This is a genomic window from Bradyrhizobium sp. HKCCYLRH3059, from assembly GCF_051168035.1.
Taxonomy (GTDB): Bacteria; Pseudomonadota; Alphaproteobacteria; order Rhizobiales; family Xanthobacteraceae; genus Bradyrhizobium.
In genome coordinates this window covers 32471-48132 of record NZ_JBNPUF010000002.1, presented here as the reverse complement: position 1 = coordinate 48132, position 15662 = coordinate 32471, and the positions used below count along the sequence as shown (strand labels likewise).

The window sequence follows — 15662 nt, the reverse complement described above, 5'->3', positions numbered from 1 at the left end:
ATGCTGATCTGCATCCCGGACGTTCTGTCGAAAGACGAGGTCGCCGACTTCCGCCGCGTCATGGATGAGGCGGATTGGGAGGACGGCCGCTCGACGGCCGGGGCGCAGTCGGCCATGGTCAAGCGCAACGAGCAGTTGCCGCCCGACGGCGAGGCGGCGCGGGTGCTGGGCAAGCGCATCATCACGGCACTGACGAAGAATCCGCGCTTCCTGTCGGCGGCGATCCCGCTGCAGATCTTTCCGCCTCTGTTCAACCGCTACACCGCCTCGCGCGGCGACCATTTCGGCATCCATGTCGACAATGCCGTGCGCGGCGATCCGCTGACCGGCCTGCGCATCCGCACCGATCTGTCGATGACCTTGTTCCTGGCCGAGCCCGACAGCTATGACGGTGGCGAGCTTGTGATCGAGGACACCTACGGCTCGCACGAAGTCAAGTTGCCCGCGGGGCACGCGGTGCTGTATCCGTCATCGAGCCTTCACATGGTCACGCCGGTCACGCGCGGCGCCCGGGTCGCCTCTTTTTTCTGGATGCAGAGCATGATACGGGATGCCCACGTCCGGAGCATGATCTTCGATCTGGACGCGGCGATCCAGAGCTTGGCTGACCGCCTCGGGAGGGACGATCCCGATGCTGTCAAGCTGACCGGCATCTATCACAATCTGATCCGGCAATGGGCCGAGGTCTAATGGGCCGAGATATGATGACATCGTTCCTCGTTAGGTTTGCAATCGTCCTGTCATGTCTGTCTGTTGCTGCGGGGCTACCTGCACATGCGCAGCAGGAGCCGGCCAGGTCCGCCCCGGCGGTCTCGACCGATCTGTCCGCGCCGGCGCCGGGCACAGCCCTGACGATGGCCCCTCCCGCGTCGGGACAGGTCGCCCCAACGGCTGCCGCCCCGGTGGGCATCGAGACCGGCGCCCGCAATGGCAAGTCGGTGACCACCGGGCTGGACGAGCTGTCGCCGTTCGGCATGTTTCTCAAGGCCGACATCGTCGTCAAAGCGGTCATGATCATGCTGGCGCTGGCCTCCATCGCAAGCTGGACGATCCTGATCGCCAAGAGCCTCGAATTCTCCGTCCTGCGCCGCCGGCTGGTCGGCGCGCTGCGCAAGCTGACCGGGGCGAAGTCGCTGGCCGAGGCCCATCTTGCGCTTGGTCAAGGCAAGACCGTCGCGGCATTGCTGCTGCAGGCTGCGATATCAGAGGCACGGCTGTCGGCCGGGCTCGGCAGTGACGAGGGCATCAAGGAGCGCGCAGCCTCGAGCTTCACCGAGATCGTTCGCGCCGAAGCGCGCCGGGTCCGCACCGGCATGGGCCTGCTTGCCACCGTCGGTGCGATCTCGCCCTTCGTCGGACTGTTCGGCACCGTCTGGGGCATCATGAACAGCTTCATCGGCATTTCCAAATCGCAGACCACCAACCTCGCGGTGGTCGCGCCGGGCATCGCGGAAGCGCTGCTGGCGACCGCGATCGGTCTGGCCGCGGCGATTCCGGCCGTGATCATCTACAATCACTTCTCGCGGGTCACGAAGGGCTATCTCGAGCTCGTCAACCGCGCCTCCGGCACCACCGGACGATTGCTGTCGCGCGATCTCGATCGCAGCCATACCGGCCTTCACGTCCGGGCGGCGGAGTAGCCGAGGATGGCCGTCTCGCTCTCCGAAGGCGATCTCGACGACGATTTCGACGAGACCCACGACATCAACGTGACGCCGTTCATCGACGTCATCCTGGTGCTGCTGATCATCTTCATGGTGGCCGCGCCGCTCTCGACCGTCGACCTGCCGATCGACCTGCCGTCCTCGAGCGCCACGCCGCAGAAGAAGCCGGACAAGCCGACCTATGTCTCGATCAAGCCGGACCTGTCGCTGGCGATCGGGGAAAATCTGGTCAAGCGCGTCGATCTCGTGCGCGAGCTCGATGCCATGACCGATCAGCCGAAGGACCGGCCGATCTTCCTGCGCGCTGACAAGCTGGTGCCCTATGGCGAGCTGATGGGCGTCCTGGAACTGCTGCGCGCCGGCGGTTACACCAAGATCAAGCTGGTGGCGCTGGAAGCGCCGCCTGCCGCGGCCGTGCAGGTGCCGCCGGCCCAGCCCGCGCAGCCGTGAGGAGCGCCGGCTTGTGATGAGCGACCTCGACATCGGGCACTCCCCCTCGCGCCGTCTCTGGTTTCTGGCGATCATGGGCGCGCTGATCCTGCATGTCGGCGGGGCCGCGCTGGCGCTGACGCATCTGAACGACGACGAGGACGCCGGCGGCCTCGGCGCGGCGGGCGCCGAGGTCATCGACATCGATATGGGCTCGCCGAAGGTCGAGGACGACGAGGTTCCGGTCGGACAGGACTCGGTAGCGCAGACCGCCGCTCCGCAGATGCAGGAGCAGAAGGCCGAGGTCGAGCAGACCGATCTGCAGAAGGATGTGCCGACCACGACCGAGGAGGCCGACCGCGAGGTCACGACCTCTGACGTGAAGAAGCCGACCGAGGAGCAGAAGGTCGCGACGGTCCAGACACAGGCGTCGGAGGCGCAGGAAGCCTCCGAAGACAGCGCGCGCAAGGCCCTGGACGAGAAGGTTCCTGAAGCCGAGAAGACCAAAGCGCCAAATGCCGGTATCGGCAAGGACGTGCAAAGGCTGACGGCCAATTGGGGCCGCAAGATCAGCGCCTATTTCGAACTGCACAAGAAGTATCCATCCGGAAAGAAGGCCGCTGCCCAGCTCAAGCTGGCGCTCGTGCTCAATCGGCTCGGCCGTGTCGTCTCGGTGGACGTCAAGGAAACGTCCGGCGATCCGGAGTTCGATCAGGCCGCCCTCAGCATGGTCCGCCGTTCGGATCCCGTGCCAAAGCCTCCCGCGGGCCTCACCGACGACGAGTTCTCCTTCATCCTGCCGGTCAAGTTCAACCCGCCGAAATGAGCGGGTGGGGTTCGGCTGACCTCACTGCCAATACAGCCTGACTCCGACGTAGACCACGCAGAGCGCGGCGAAGATCAGCGCAACCGGCAGCTTGCGCGGAGCGGTCGTCCCGCTTTGCGCCGCCTTCTTCGGCGGCAGCTTGCGGAAGGCGGTGACATTGCCGGTCACCGGCTCGGCGGCGACCGGCTTGACCTCGGGCGGGGCGCCGCCGCCGCCCATCTCGGCATAATAGGCCTTGTACATCTCGCGGATGGTGGCCTCGGTCGCCTCGTCCTCCGGCATGTCGCCGAGGCGGGCCTTGTAGCTTGCCAGGAAGTCCTGCGCCGCCGGCGGCAGGCCGGAGGCGCCGTTCAGCTTGGCGATCATCTTCCAGGTCGCGAAATCGGCACGGGCGCGGGTGTCGGCGCGGCGTGCGATCATCATGTCAGCGGCTTTGACCAAGAGTGCCTCGGGGCTCGTTCGTTACCATCCCTGACGGGTAGATCTAGACATTACCCGTCAATAGCAGAAGCAGCTGCTTCAGAGAATCGGTCGTGGCGCGGAGCAGCCCCGACACGAGATCAAGATTGAGACCAAATTGGGAACCCGCCAGCGGCAGGAGGATCAGACATCCGATCAGAATCAGCATGCCATACGGCTCGAGCCGGGCAAGCGGCCGCGCCAGCGCCGCCGGCAGCACGCCCACCGCGACCCGGCCGCCATCGAGCGGCGGTATCGGGAGCATGTTGAACACGGCGAGCAGGATGTTGAACGAGAAAATATTCCACAGATTGCTGGCCACCCACCGCGCCGCCTCCGGTGGAACCAGCGGCAGGGCGTGGAACGCCAGTCCGGCCGCCAGCGCCAGCGCGATGTTGGTGGCCGGTCCGGCCAGCGCCACCATCACCATGCCGGCGCGCAGCGGCTTCAGATTGCGAAAATCGACCGGCACCGGCTTGGCGTAGCCGAACAGGAACGGCGAGCCGGACAGCAGCAGCATGCCCGGCAGCAGGACGGTGCCGAACGGATCGATGTGCTTGAGCGGGTTGAAGCTGACGCGACCGAGTCGCAACGCGGTGTCGTCGCCGAACCGCCAGGCGACGAAGGCGTGAGCAGCCTCATGAAAGGTGATGGCGATGATGATCGGCAGGATCCAGACGGAGATGCCGTAGAGCGAGATGTTCAAGGATCGGGGTTCCGGACGCGTTACCGCCTTACATAGGCACGATGGTTCCCCGATGCTACGCGGGATTCTCCGGAAATTGCGGCAGGCCGTCGCTGAGCTGCACCCAATCCATCTTTTCCGAGACCCAGATGTGCTCGGTCGGGGCAAAGGCGTTGCGGTCGTCGAAGCAGGCCAGGGCCACGCCGACAACCGGGCGCGTCCTGCGCCATGAGAACAGCCTGACGCCGCAGCGCGGGCAGAACATGCGATCGAGCGCGTCGGAGGAGGGGAAGCGCGCGGTTTCGCCGGTGATCGTCAGCGCGTCGTGCGCGAACAGCGCGCGGGCGAAGAACGGCGCGCCCGTCGCCCGCTGGCAGTTGCGGCAGTGGCAGACGCGTACGTTGATCGGCTCGCCGGTGCATTGGAAGCGCACCGCGCCGCAGAAGCAGCCGCCGTGGTGGGTCATGGTGGGACCTCCAACTGGTCATGATCTCTCGCGATCGTCAGCAGTACCGGAACGGTTCTGCCTATCGCCGTCATTGCGAGCGCAGCGGCGCCGCGGAGCAATCCAGGGCCGCGCGAGGAGCTCTGGAGTGCTTCGTCGGCTTTCGCCTCCTCGCAATGACGATTTCTCGGTGAGGACGGGCTCTATCGATCGGCACGCCGACTAATAAGTTGCGCGGCCACCGGAAATGTCGAATACGGCGCCGGTCGAGAACGAGCACTCTTCCGAGGCGAGCCACGACGCCAGCGCGGCGAGCTCTTCCACCAGCACGAAGCGGCCTTTCGGGATCTTCGACAGCATGAAGTTGATGTGCGCTTCCGTCATCTGGTCGAAGATGGCAGTCTTCGCCGCGGCGGGCGTCACCGCATTGACCGTGATGTTGTGCTGCGCCAGCTCCTTGCCGAGCGACTTTGTCAGCGCGATCAGGCCGGCTTTGGACGCGGAGTAGTGCGCAGCGTTCGGGTTGCCCTCCTTGCCGGCGATCGAGGCGATGTTGACGATGCGGCCATAGCCCTGCTTCAGCATCACCGGCACGATCGCCTTGGCGCAGATGAAGGGACCGTCGAGATTGATGCGCAGCACCTTGCGCCACTCCTCGAGATCGGTCTCCCACACCGTCTTGTTGATGCCGGCGATGCCGGCATTGTTGACCAGGATGTCGATGCTGCCGAACGCGGCCAGCGTCGCGTCACGGGCGCCTTCGACCGCTTTGGTGTCGGTGACGTCGACCTGCAGCGCCAGCACCTCCGGACCGATCGCCTGCGCGGTCTTCTCCGCCAGCGCGATGTCGTGATCCCAGATCGCAACCTTCGCGCCCGACGACTTGAAGCGCTCGGTGATGGCGCGGCCAAAACCTTGCGCGCCGCCGGTGACCACGGCGCAGCGGTTGGTAAGGTCGATGTGGTTCATGATGTTTCCCCGGTCGATCTTTGTTGTCGTCATTCCGGAGCGCGCGCAGCGCGAACCCGGAATCTCGAGATTCCGGGTTCAGCCCTGCGGGCTGCCCCGGAATGACGGAGCAGAACTACAGCGTCCAGCCGCCGTCGATGGTATGCGCGACGCCGGTCGTGAACGCGCTCTCGTCGCTGGCAAGATAGACCGCGAGATGGGCGATCTCCTCCGCCGTGCCGAGCCGGCCCATCGGCTGGCGCGAGATGAACATCTCCAGCCCGTTCGGGCCGGCCGAGGCCGCGCGTCCCAGCATCGAGGGCGTTTCGATCGTGCCCGGGCAGATGCAGTTGCAGCGGATCTTCTTGCCGACGAAATCGGCTGCGACCGAGCGCGTCAGCGCCGCCACGGCCGCCTTGGTCGCACCGTAGACGTAGCGGTTCGGTGCCGCCTTGAACACGCCCGCGGCGGAGGCGATGTTGACGATGGCGCCGCCGCCCTGATCGAGCATCTTCGGCAGGAAGGCGCGGATCGTGCGATGCATCGACTTGACGTTCAGATCGAACGAGAAATCCCAGTCGTCGTCGGAGCAGTCGAGGATTTTGCCGTTATGCACGAAGCCGGCGGCATTGAGCAGGATCTCGACCTTGCCGACCCGCTCGGCCATCGCGTTCACGGCCGTGGTGTTGCGCACGTCGAGCGTCGCGACCTCGGCAATGCCTTCGCTCTTCAGCGTGCTCAGGCCGTTCTCATCGATGTCGGTGGCGAATACGGTGGCGCCTTGACGCGCGAACGCAATGGCACAGGCGCGGCCGATGCCGGCAGCGGCGGCAGTGACGAAGGCGCGCTTGCCCTTGAGACGGTCGGACATGGGGTCTCCCTTGGGAATTGGCTTCTTAGTTATCGTCATTCCGGGACATCGCGAAGCGATGGGCCCGGAATCCATAACCACGATCGGGAGTATGGATTCCGGGCTCGCGCTTCGCGCGCCCCGGAATGACGGCAGTTGGGTCTAGTGATTATGCCTTGCCACACCCACGGTGCCGGCGATGTTGTGATAGCGCGTGGCAAGCTCCATGCAGGCGCCGGTGGCCTGCTGGCCGACGGTGTTGCGATAGAGCTCCTGCCATGGCGTCTGGTTGGCGGGGTGCGGGAAGCCGCCCTTGGCCTTCAGCTCGGCGCGCCGCTTCGCAAGCTCCTCGTCCGAGATCAGGATATTGGCCGAGCCCTTGTTGAGGTCGATGCGCACGCGATCGCCGGTCTTGAGGATTGCGAGCCCGCCATCGGCGGCGGCCTCCGGCGACGCATTGAGAATCGACGGTGAGCCCGAGGTGCCGGACTGCCGGCCGTCGCCGATGCAGGGCAGGGACAGGATGCCGCGCTTGATCAGCGCCGCCGGCGGCTGCATGTTCACGACCTCGGCGCCGCCGGGATAGCCGATCGGACCGGCGCCGCGGATGAACAGCACGCAGTGCTCGTCGATCGCAAGCTGCTCATCATCGATGCGGTCGTGATAGTCCTCAGGCCCCTCGAACACGATGGCGCGGCCCTCGAAGGCGTTCGGGTCCTTCGGATTGCTGAGATAGCGGTTGCGGAACTCCTTGGAGATCACGCTGGTCTTCATGATCGCGGAATCGAACAGGTTGCCGCGCAGCACCAGGAAGCCGGCATCCTTCACCAGCGGCTTGTCGTAGGACCAGATCACGTCGCCGTCGGGCTTCGCTGCCTCGCGGCAATTCTCACCCATGCTGCGGCCGTTGACGGTGATGACGTCCTCGTGGATGCGCTTGTGCCGCATCAACTCGCCGATCACGGCCGGCACGCCGCCGGCGCGATGGAATTCCTCGCCGAGATAGAAGCCGGCCGGCTGCATGTTGACGAGCAGCGGCACGTCGTGGCCGAACTTCTGCCAGTCGTCGATATCGAGCTCGACGCCGACATGGCGCGCCAGCGCGTTGATGTGGATCGGCGCGTTGGTCGAGCCGCCGATCGCGGAGTTGGCGACGATGCAGTTCTCGAACGCCTTGCGTGTCAGGATGTCGGATGGCTTCAGGTCTTCCCACACCATGTCGACGATGCGCGTTCCGGTCTCGTAGGCGATCTGGCCGCGCTCGCGATAGGGCGCGGGGATCGCGGCGCAGCCGGGCAGGGACATGCCGAGCGCCTCGGCCAGCGCATTCATCGTCGACGCCGTGCCCATGGTGTTGCAATGGCCAACCGACGGCGCCGAGGAGGCGACGATCTCCATGAACTCCTCATAGCCGATCTCGCCGGCGGCGAGCCGCTCGCGCGACTTCCACACCACGGTGCCGGAGCCGGTGCGCTGCCCCTCGTGCCAGCCGTTCAGCATCGGGCCGCCCGACAGCACGATGGCGGGGATGTTCACGGTTGCCGCGGCCATCAGGCAGGCCGGCGTCGTCTTGTCGCAGCCGGTCGTCAGCACCACGCCGTCGAGCGGATAGCCGAACAGGATTTCGACCAGGCCGAGATAAGCGAGGTTGCGGTCGAGCGCGGCCGTCGGGCGCTTGCCGGTCTCCTGGATCGGATGGGTCGGAAATTCCATCGCGATGCCGCCGGCGGCGCGGATGCCCTCGCGGACGCGGTGCGCCAGCTCGATGTGGTGGCGGTTGCAGGGCGAGAGATCGTTGCCGGTCTGGGCAATGCCGATGATCGGCTTGCCCGACTGCAGCTCAGCCCGGGTCAGGCCGTAATTCAGATAGCGCTCGAGATAGAGCGCGGTCATGCCCGGATTGTGCGGATCGTTGAACCACGCCTGCGAGCGCAGCTTGCGGCTTTTGTCAGCGCCGTTGCCGGCATGCCCGTTCGAGTTCGTCATGTGTTTTCTCCCGCAGTGCAAACGTGGCGAGGCCGGTCCGTCGTCTGCGCGCTATCGGCCCGCTGTCGAAGATCGCCTACGTCTTTCGTTCAAGTCGTCGTTGGTTCGAGTGGTTCTAGTTCATGGCTTTTGGTTGCGCTACCATTTTGTTCCGGAAGCGCGCCCCGACGCGGGCTGCGGACTTGCGGCGGCGCGCTGCAAGGTCGAGCTCTGCCGTTCGATCACCTCGAAGCCGAGATCGACGACGCGCTGCGCCACGGGACGGCCTTCGACGGCGTCCATGATCATCGTCGCCGCACGCCGACCCATCTCGTAGCGATTGGTACGCACGCTGGTGAGCGTCGGAACCGCCGCGGCCATGAATTCCATGTCGTTGAAGCCGACGATCGCGATCTGCTCGGGTACCGCAATGTGCCGGCGCTGGCATTCGAACAGCACGCCGAGCGCGAGATCGTCGTTGGCGCAGAACACGGCGTCGAGATCCGGCGCCTTCATCAGCAGATCGGAGAACAGGCTGCCGCCCATTGTGGTCGAGGTCGGAACAGGCGCCGTGACGATGAGACGCGGGTCGAACAAGCCGGCCTCCTTCATCGCGTTCTGATAGCCCTGCAGCCTGCGCTGCACCCTTGGGTCCATGCGGGCGCCGATGAAGCCGATGCGACGGCAGCCCTGCGCGAGAAGGTGTGAAATGGCTGCAAAACAGGCATCGACGTGCGAAAATCCGATCATCATGTCGATCGGGTTGGCGCCGAGCTCCATGATCTGCACGACGGGACAGTCCGCTGCCTGGATGATCGACCGGCTCTCCGCCGTCTGGTCGAGACCGGTCACGATCAGGCCGGCCGGCTTCTGCATCAGGAACAACCGCAGCAGGCGCTCCTCCTGCAACACGCTGTAGCGGGTGTTGGCGAGCTGGATGCTGTAGCGGCTGCCTTCGAACGCATCATAGATGCCCCGCAGCACGTCGGAGAACACGTTGTTGGTGAGGGACGGTATCAGCACGCCGATCACTTCGGTGCGCTGCGATGCGAGCGCGCGCGCGGCGAGGTTCGGCACATAGCCGAGCTCCTTGGCGGCACTCTCGATCCTCGTGCGGCGGCCGGCCGAGACCGTGTCGGGATTACGGAAGAAGCGTGACACCGTGATCGGGCTGACGCCCGCCAGTGCCGCAACTTCGGTCAGCCGGACTTTGCCCGGCTCGATGCGTTTCCGTCCCATGCCTCGCTCATAGCATAGGCGGTCTGGTACACAAGCGATATTGACAGCGCTATCACGCGGTTGCTAAGCGAGGCATTGCGGAAGCGAACTGAACTGCGGACAATGTCGGCCGCACTGGCCCTGTTTCGGAGCCGGTCGGAACGACCAGAGCCAACAAGACCATCAAAAACAAGACCACCAAGAACAAGACTGCACGACCAGGACTACAAAACGACAAGCGGCCTGATCAAACGGCCGAGAACAACGGTCAGAATGCCGCCGGCAAGCAGCCAATGCTGTCGGTCTTTGAGGAGGAAATTGATGTCGTCGGTGCAAATTCGCGACGTGCGCAAATCATTCGGCGGATTCGAAGTGCTGCACGGCGTGACGATTCCGATCGAGGATGGCGAGTTCGTCGTGCTGGTCGGGCCGTCCGGCTGCGGCAAGTCGACGCTGCTGCGCATGCTCGCAGGGCTCGAGAACATCACCGCCGGAACCATCTCGATCGGCGAGCGCGTCGTCAACAACGTGCAGCCGAAAGAGCGCGACATCGCGATGGTGTTCCAGAACTACGCGCTCTATCCGCATATGACGGTCGCCGACAACATGGGCTTCTCGCTGAAGCTGCGCGGCGCACGGCCGGAGGACATCAAGAAGGGCGTCGCGCGCGCCGCCGAGATCCTGGCGCTGACGCCGCTGCTCGACCGCTATCCGCGCCAGCTCTCCGGTGGCCAGCGCCAGCGCGTCGCAATGGGCCGCGCCATCGTGCGCGATCCGCAGGTGTTCCTGTTCGACGAGCCGTTGTCGAACCTCGACGCCAAGCTGCGCGTCGCGATGCGCACCGAGATCAAGGAGCTGCATCAGCGTCTCAAGACCACCACCGTCTACGTCACCCACGACCAGATCGAGGCCATGACGATGGCCGACAAGATCGTCGTGATGCATGACGGCATCGTCGAGCAGATGGGCTCGCCGCTCGATCTGTACGACAAGCCGGACAACCAGTTCGTGGCCGGATTCATCGGCTCGCCGGCGATGAACTTCCTCAACGGCCACCTGAAGTCCAATGGGTCGGTCTATGTCGAGACCGAGAACGGCGCCAGGCTGCCGATCCTCGCCGCGCCGGCGGCCTCCGACGGTCGTCCTGTGGTGTACGGCGTGCGGCCCGAGCATCTCGAGCTCGCCAGCGACGGCATCGAAGCCGAGGTCGTCGTGGTCGAGCCGACCGGTTCGGAGACGCAGATCGTCGCCCGGATCGGCACCCAGGACATCATCGCGGTGTTCCGCGATCGCCACGAGGTCAATCCCGGCGAGAAGATCCATTTGCGCCCGCGGGCGTCGGCGGCGCATCTGTTCGACAAGGATAGCGGCCGGAGGATTTGAGCCGGCCGCTCGACGCAACGACAGAACAAACAAAACAAGCAAAATACTCAACGGGAGAAAACTTCAGATGGCTTATTTCCCCACCGATCGACGGTCTCTGCTCAAGGGCGGCGCGACCTTGCTGGCGGCTGCCGCGACCATGTCGGCCGAGGACCTGCTCGGCTACGCCAAGGCCTGGGCGCAGACCTCGCCCTTCAAGCCCGAGCCCGGCGCCAAGATCAACATGATGCGCTGGAAGCGCTTCGTCGAGGCCGAGGACGTGGCCTTCATGAAGATCGTCGACGCCTTCCAGAAGGCCAACAACGTCACCATCAACGTCTCCAACGAATCCTATGACGACGTCCAGCCCAAGGCCTCGGTCGCGGCCAATACGGGGCAGGGGCTCGACATGGTGTGGGGCCTCTACACGCTGCCCTTCCTGTTCTCCAACAAGTGCGTCGACATGACCGACGTCGCCGATTACCTCGGCAAGAAGTGCGGCGGCTGGACCGACTCGGGCAAGGCCTATGGCATGCTCGACGGCAAGTGGATCGGCATTCCCGTGGCGGCCACCGGCGGTCTCATCAACTACCGCGTCTCGGCGGCTGAAAAGGCCGGCTTCAAGGAGTTCCCGAAGGATCTCGCGGGAATGTCCGAGTTCTTCAAGGCCATGAACAAGAACGGCACCCCGGGCGGCATGGCGCTCGGCCATGCCTCGGGCGACGCCAATGGCTGGGTGCACTGGGCGCTGTGGGCGCACGGCGGCAATTTGATCGACAAGGACAACAAGGTCGTCATCAACTCGCCGGAGACCGCCAAGGCGCTCGAATACGTCAAGGGCCTGTACGACAATTTCGTGCCGGGCACCGCGTCGTGGAACGACTCGTCCAACAACAAGGCGTTCCTCGCCGGCCAGCTCTACGCCACCGTCAACGGCATCTCGATCTACGTGACCGCCAAGAAGGAGGCGCCGCAGATTGCCGAGGACATGAACCACGCGCATCTGCCGCCCGGCCTCGACGGCAAGACCCGCGAGATGCATCTTGGCTTCCCGATCCTGGTGTTCAACTTCTCGAAGTATCCGCAGACCTGCAAGGCGTTCACCGCCTTCATGCTGGAGCCGGAGCAGTTCAATCCGTGGATCGAGGCGGCGCAGGGCTACCTGTCGCACTTCCTCAAGGCCTATGACGCCAACCCGATCTGGACCGTCGATCCGAAGAACACGCCGTATCGCGACGTCGCGGCGACCGCGACCACGCCGGCCGGCGTCGGCAAGCTCGGCGAGGCCGCTGCGGCCGCGATCGCCGACTTCGTCCTGGTCGACATGTTCGCGAACTACTGCACGGGCCGCGAGGACGTGAAGACGGCGATGGCGAGCGCCGAGCGCTCCGCCAAGCGCATCTTCCGCTGAGGCGAGGCCGACCGGCGCGCGAGAGCGCCGGTCGCCATCGTCGGAGGGTGGGCAAGGCGCAACGCGCCGTGCCCACCGTCATTGCGAGCGCAGCGACGTGTCCGCCATAGCCCGACGGGCGACGGCGGAAGCAATCCAGGGCCGAACGTTGGACTCTGGATTGCTTCGTCGCTTCGCTCCTCGCAATGACGGAGTAACTCTATCCGTCCCGAACGCCGGTGGGCGCGCGTCGCTCACCCCACGGTTCGAAGGGAGCTGCTGGATAAATGAGTACCATTCAGACCTCGTTGCCACGAGGCGCCGCCGTCGGCGAGCCCTCGGCATGGGTGCGCATCAAGACCAACCGCAACGTGATCGCGCTGTGGTTCATGCTGCCCGCGGCGGCTTTCCTGATCCTGTTCCTGGCCTATCCGCTGGGGCTCGGCGTCTGGATGAGCTTCACCGACGAGAAGATCGGCCGCAGCGGCGTCTTCGTCGGTCTGGAGAACTACGAATGGCTGTGGGACGACTCGATCTTCTGGCTGTCGGTGTTCAACACGCTGCTCTACACGATCGTGGCGAGCGCCATCAAATTCGCCATCGGGCTCTATCTCGCGCTGCTGTTGAACCGGCACATGCCGTTCAAGGCGATGATCCGCGCCATCGTGCTGATCCCCTTCATCGTGCCCACCGTGCTGTCGGCGATCGCGTTCTGGTGGATCTACGATTCCCAATTCTCGATCATCTCCTGGTCGCTGATCAAGCTCGGAATCATCACCCAGAACATCAACTTCCTCGGCGACACCTCCTGGGCGCGCGCCTCCGTCATCATCGCCAACATCTGGCGCGGTGTGCCGTTCGTCGCGATCACCTTGCTCGCCGGCCTGCAGACCGTGTCGCCCTCGCTGTACGAGGCGGCCACGCTCGACGGCGCCACCAGCTGGCAGCGCTTCCGCTTCATCACCTATCCCTTGCTGACGCCGATCATCGCGGTCGTCATGACCTTCTCGGTGCTGTTCACCTTCACCGACTTCCAGCTGATCTGGGCGCTGACCCGCGGCGGCCCGGTCAATGCCACGCATCTGATGGCGACCTTGAGCTATCAGCGCGGCATCATCTCCGGACGGCTCGGCGAGGGCGCCGCGATCGCCACCGCGATGATCCCGTTCCTGATGGCGGCGATCGCGATCTCCTGGTTTGGCATGCAACGGCGCAAATGGCAGCAAGGATCCGACCAATGACCGACACCACGCTGCACGCCAAGGCGCCCACCACGGCCGGCACCGACGAATCCGAGGGCATGAGCTACCTCGAGTCGCTGCCGCGCCGGCTGATCACGCTGTATCTGCCGCTCGGCATCATCCTCGTGGTGCTGCTGTTCCCGTTCTACTGGATGGGGCTGACGTCGATCAAACCGGACGAGCAGCTGATCGACATGGAGAAGTACAATCCGTTCTGGGTGGTGCATCCGACCTTCAAGCACATCTCCAAGCTGCTGTTCGAGACGCAGTATCCGCGCTGGCTGTGGAACACGATGTATGTCGCGGTCGGCGCCACCACGCTGTCGATCTTCGCCTCGGTGCTCGCGGCGTATGCGATCGTGCGGTTGCGCTTCAAGGGCGCCGATACCGTCGGCGTGCTGATCTTCTTCGCCTATCTGGTGCCGCCGTCGATCCTGTTCATCCCGCTGGCCTCGGTGATCCAGGCCTATGGGCTGTTCGACTCGCCGTTGTCCTTGATCCTGGTCTATCCGACGCTGCTCATCCCGTTCTCGACCTGGCTGCTGATGGGCTACTTCAAGACCATCCCGTTCGAGCTCGAGGAATGCGCTCTGATCGACGGCGCCAGCCGCTGGCAGATCCTGGTGAAGATCGTGGTGCCGCTCGCCGTGCCCGGCCTGATCTCGGCCTTCATCTTCTCATTCACCCTGTGCTGGAACGAGTTCATCTACGCGCTGACCTTCCTGCAGTCGACGCCGAACAAGACCGTGCCGGTCGCCATCGTCAACGAGTTCGTCGACGGCGACATCTACAAATGGGGATCGCTGATGGCCGGCGCCCTGGTCGGCTCGCTGCCGCTGGTCATTCTTTACGCCTTCTTCGTCGAGCATTATGTGTCGGCCATGACCGGCGCGGTGAAGGAGTAGGCGGCTTTGTCCGTGAGCCGGGTCAAGGCGTCGCTTGCTGCTCACGCGGATCTCAACTCCCGTCATTGCGAGGAGCGAAGCGACGAAGCAATCCAGAGCCATTCCGATGACTCTGGATTGCTTCCGCCGTCGCCTTTCGGGCTATGGCGGACAAGTCGCTTCGCTCGCAATGACGAACGTTGAGACCATGCCCAATCGTTGCATTTGAAGGAGCATACCCTTGCATATTCTCGTTCTCGGCGCCGCCGGCATGGTCGGGCGCAAGCTGGTCGAGCGTCTCGTCCGCGACGGCCGCCTCGGCGACAAGGCCATCACTCGCATGACGCTGCAGGACATCGTCGCGCCGGCCAAGCCCGACACGTCCATCGCCGTCGACACCATCGCCGGGGACTTCGCCGTCACAGGCTTTGCGGAGAAGCTCGTCGCCGGCCGTCCCGACGTGATCTTCCACCTCGCCGCGATCGTCTCCGGCGAGGCCGAGCTCGATTTCGACAAGGGCTACCGCATCAATCTCGACGGCACGCGGATGCTGTTCGACGCCGTCAGGCTGATCGGCGACGGCTACAAGCCGCGGCTGGTCTTTACCTCCTCGATCGCGGTGTTCGGCGCGCCGTTCCCCGAGGCCATCGGCGACGAGTTCGTCAATGCGCCGCTGCTCAGCTACGGCACCCAGAAGGCGATCGGTGAGCTCCTGCTGGCCGATTACAGCCGCCGCGGCTTCTTCGACGGCGTCGGCATCCGCCTGCCGACCATCTGCATCCGCCCCGGCGCGCCCAACAAGGCCGCCTCCGGCTTCTTCTCCAACATCCTGCGCGAGCCCTTGGCCGGCAAGGAGGCCGTGCTGCCGGTGTCCGAGGACGTCCGCCACTGGCACGCCACGCCGCGCTCGGCGGTCGGCTTCCTCCTGCATGCCGCAACCATGGACACGGCCAAGATCGGCCCACGCCGGAACCTGACCATGCCCGGCCTGTCGGCGACGGTTGGCGAGCAGATCGCAGCCCTGCGTCGCGTGGCAGGCGACAAGGTGGCGGATCGCATCAAGCGGGAGCCGGATCCCTTCATTGTGGGCATCGTCGCCGGCTGGCCGCGGAATTTCGAGGCCAAGCGGGCTCGCGAACTCGGCTTCACCACCGAGGAAAAGACCTTCGACGACATCATCCGGATTCACATTGAGGATGAGCTCGGTGGCAAGTTCGTGGCCTGAGACGGCCGCCAGCCTCTGGACTCACATGGCGCAAAGCGCCATTTGAGGGGCAGGGAGACATTCGGGAGAGA

General features: G+C 64.8%; 16 protein-coding genes. 9 read left to right on the top strand and 7 right to left on the bottom strand.

Going from position 1 to position 15662, the window contains the following annotated elements; translation table 11 throughout:
* Genes ACQR13_RS07185 through ACQR13_RS07170 form a run of 4 tightly spaced genes read left to right on the top strand, consistent with a single transcriptional unit; the run spans position 1 to position 2919 of the window.
* A complete protein-coding gene (locus ACQR13_RS07185; RefSeq protein ID WP_316172022.1) occupies positions 1–690 on the top strand; it encodes a Fe2+-dependent dioxygenase in 690 nt (229 codons plus the stop codon).
* A gap of 11 nt (positions 691–701) precedes the next feature.
* Entirely contained in the window at positions 702–1640 is a 939-nt protein-coding gene (gene exbB, locus ACQR13_RS07180; RefSeq protein WP_434862706.1) for a tonB-system energizer ExbB, read from the top strand.
* 6 nt (positions 1641–1646) lie between these two features.
* Positions 1647–2114 carry a TonB system transport protein ExbD gene (gene exbD / locus ACQR13_RS07175; protein ID WP_315714467.1) on the top strand — a complete coding sequence of 156 codons (468 nt, stop codon included), beginning with the start codon at positions 1647–1649 and terminating at the stop codon, positions 2112–2114.
* 16 nt (positions 2115–2130) lie between these two features.
* The gene (locus ACQR13_RS07170) at positions 2131–2919 is read left to right on the top strand and encodes a cell envelope integrity protein TolA (RefSeq protein WP_315714466.1); all 789 of its coding nucleotides are present in this window, start codon (positions 2131–2133) and stop codon (positions 2917–2919) included.
* Positions 2920–2940: 21 nt separating this feature from the next.
* On the opposite strand, the gene ACQR13_RS07165 is transcribed toward ACQR13_RS07170, so the two are convergent.
* From ACQR13_RS07165 to ACQR13_RS07135, 7 genes are all read right to left on the bottom strand, one after another.
* Positions 2941–3342, bottom strand: a complete 402-nt coding sequence (locus ACQR13_RS07165) for a hypothetical protein (protein WP_315714962.1) — start codon at positions 3340–3342, stop codon at positions 2941–2943.
* Positions 3343–3403: 61 nt separating this feature from the next.
* A complete protein-coding gene (locus ACQR13_RS07160) occupies positions 3404–4084 on the bottom strand; it encodes a site-2 protease family protein (protein WP_315714465.1) in 681 nt (226 codons plus the stop codon).
* Between the two features lie 55 nt (positions 4085–4139).
* A complete protein-coding gene (locus ACQR13_RS07155) occupies positions 4140–4529 on the bottom strand; it encodes a GFA family protein (protein WP_315714464.1) in 390 nt (129 codons plus the stop codon).
* A gap of 201 nt (positions 4530–4730) precedes the next feature.
* On the bottom strand, positions 4731–5477 hold the full coding sequence (locus ACQR13_RS07150) for an SDR family NAD(P)-dependent oxidoreductase (protein WP_315749726.1): 747 nt from the start codon (positions 5475–5477) through the stop codon (positions 4731–4733).
* Positions 5478–5592: 115 nt separating this feature from the next.
* On the bottom strand, positions 5593–6327 hold the full coding sequence (locus tag ACQR13_RS07145; protein ID WP_434862705.1) for an SDR family oxidoreductase: 735 nt from the start codon (positions 6325–6327) through the stop codon (positions 5593–5595).
* 141 nt (positions 6328–6468) lie between these two features.
* Positions 6469–8292 carry an IlvD/Edd family dehydratase gene (locus tag ACQR13_RS07140; RefSeq protein WP_316235090.1) on the bottom strand — a complete coding sequence of 608 codons (1824 nt, stop codon included), beginning with the start codon at positions 8290–8292 and terminating at the stop codon, positions 6469–6471.
* Between the two features lie 138 nt (positions 8293–8430).
* A complete protein-coding gene (locus ACQR13_RS07135) occupies positions 8431–9510 on the bottom strand; it encodes a LacI family DNA-binding transcriptional regulator (protein ID WP_315827387.1) in 1080 nt (359 codons plus the stop codon).
* A 300-nt stretch (positions 9511–9810) separates the two neighbouring features.
* Between ACQR13_RS07135 and ACQR13_RS07130 the strand changes: the two genes are divergently transcribed.
* The 5 genes from ACQR13_RS07130 (at position 9811) to denD (ending at position 15591) form a co-directional block, all read left to right on the top strand.
* Entirely contained in the window at positions 9811–10872 is a 1062-nt protein-coding gene (locus tag ACQR13_RS07130) for an ABC transporter ATP-binding protein (protein ID WP_315827388.1), read from the top strand.
* Positions 10873–10939: 67 nt separating this feature from the next.
* A complete protein-coding gene (locus ACQR13_RS07125) occupies positions 10940–12262 on the top strand; it encodes an ABC transporter substrate-binding protein (RefSeq protein ID WP_315749733.1) in 1323 nt (440 codons plus the stop codon).
* 266 nt (positions 12263–12528) lie between these two features.
* The gene (locus ACQR13_RS07120; RefSeq protein WP_315749734.1) at positions 12529–13482 is read left to right on the top strand and encodes a carbohydrate ABC transporter permease; all 954 of its coding nucleotides are present in this window, start codon (positions 12529–12531) and stop codon (positions 13480–13482) included.
* Positions 13479–14387: a carbohydrate ABC transporter permease gene (locus ACQR13_RS07115; protein WP_315714455.1), complete on the top strand. Its 909-nt coding sequence runs from the start codon at positions 13479–13481 to the stop codon at positions 14385–14387. The genes ACQR13_RS07120 and ACQR13_RS07115 overlap by 4 nt, the downstream gene beginning before the upstream one ends.
* Before the next feature lie 220 nt (positions 14388–14607).
* Positions 14608–15591 carry a D-erythronate dehydrogenase gene (gene denD / locus ACQR13_RS07110; RefSeq protein ID WP_434862704.1) on the top strand — a complete coding sequence of 328 codons (984 nt, stop codon included), beginning with the start codon at positions 14608–14610 and terminating at the stop codon, positions 15589–15591.
* Positions 15592–15662 lie beyond the last annotated feature (71 nt).

Excerpts from the sequence above, each read along its gene's own strand:
- ACQR13_RS07185 (WP_316172022.1), top strand. The coding sequence starts at position 1 with ATGCTGATCTGCATCCCGGACGTTCTGTCGAAAGACGAGGTCGCCGAC.
- exbB (WP_434862706.1), top strand. The coding sequence starts at position 702 with ATGATGACATCGTTCCTCGTTAGGTTTGCAATCGTCCTGTCATGTCTG.
- exbD (WP_315714467.1), top strand. The coding sequence starts at position 1,647 with ATGGCCGTCTCGCTCTCCGAAGGCGATCTCGACGACGATTTCGACGAG.
- ACQR13_RS07170 (WP_315714466.1), top strand. The coding sequence starts at position 2,131 with ATGAGCGACCTCGACATCGGGCACTCCCCCTCGCGCCGTCTCTGGTTT.
- ACQR13_RS07165 (WP_315714962.1), bottom strand. The coding sequence starts at position 3,342 with ATGATGATCGCACGCCGCGCCGACACCCGCGCCCGTGCCGATTTCGCG.
- ACQR13_RS07155 (WP_315714464.1), bottom strand. The coding sequence starts at position 4,529 with ATGACCCACCACGGCGGCTGCTTCTGCGGCGCGGTGCGCTTCCAATGC.
- ACQR13_RS07150 (WP_315749726.1), bottom strand. The coding sequence starts at position 5,477 with ATGAACCACATCGACCTTACCAACCGCTGCGCCGTGGTCACCGGCGGC.
- ACQR13_RS07145 (WP_434862705.1), bottom strand. The coding sequence starts at position 6,327 with ATGTCCGACCGTCTCAAGGGCAAGCGCGCCTTCGTCACTGCCGCCGCT.
- ACQR13_RS07140 (WP_316235090.1), bottom strand. The coding sequence starts at position 8,292 with ATGACGAACTCGAACGGGCATGCCGGCAACGGCGCTGACAAAAGCCGC.
- ACQR13_RS07135 (WP_315827387.1), bottom strand. The coding sequence starts at position 9,510 with ATGGGACGGAAACGCATCGAGCCGGGCAAAGTCCGGCTGACCGAAGTT.
- ACQR13_RS07130 (WP_315827388.1), top strand. The coding sequence starts at position 9,811 with ATGTCGTCGGTGCAAATTCGCGACGTGCGCAAATCATTCGGCGGATTC.
- ACQR13_RS07125 (WP_315749733.1), top strand. The coding sequence starts at position 10,940 with ATGGCTTATTTCCCCACCGATCGACGGTCTCTGCTCAAGGGCGGCGCG.
- ACQR13_RS07120 (WP_315749734.1), top strand. The coding sequence starts at position 12,529 with ATGAGTACCATTCAGACCTCGTTGCCACGAGGCGCCGCCGTCGGCGAG.
- ACQR13_RS07115 (WP_315714455.1), top strand. The coding sequence starts at position 13,479 with ATGACCGACACCACGCTGCACGCCAAGGCGCCCACCACGGCCGGCACC.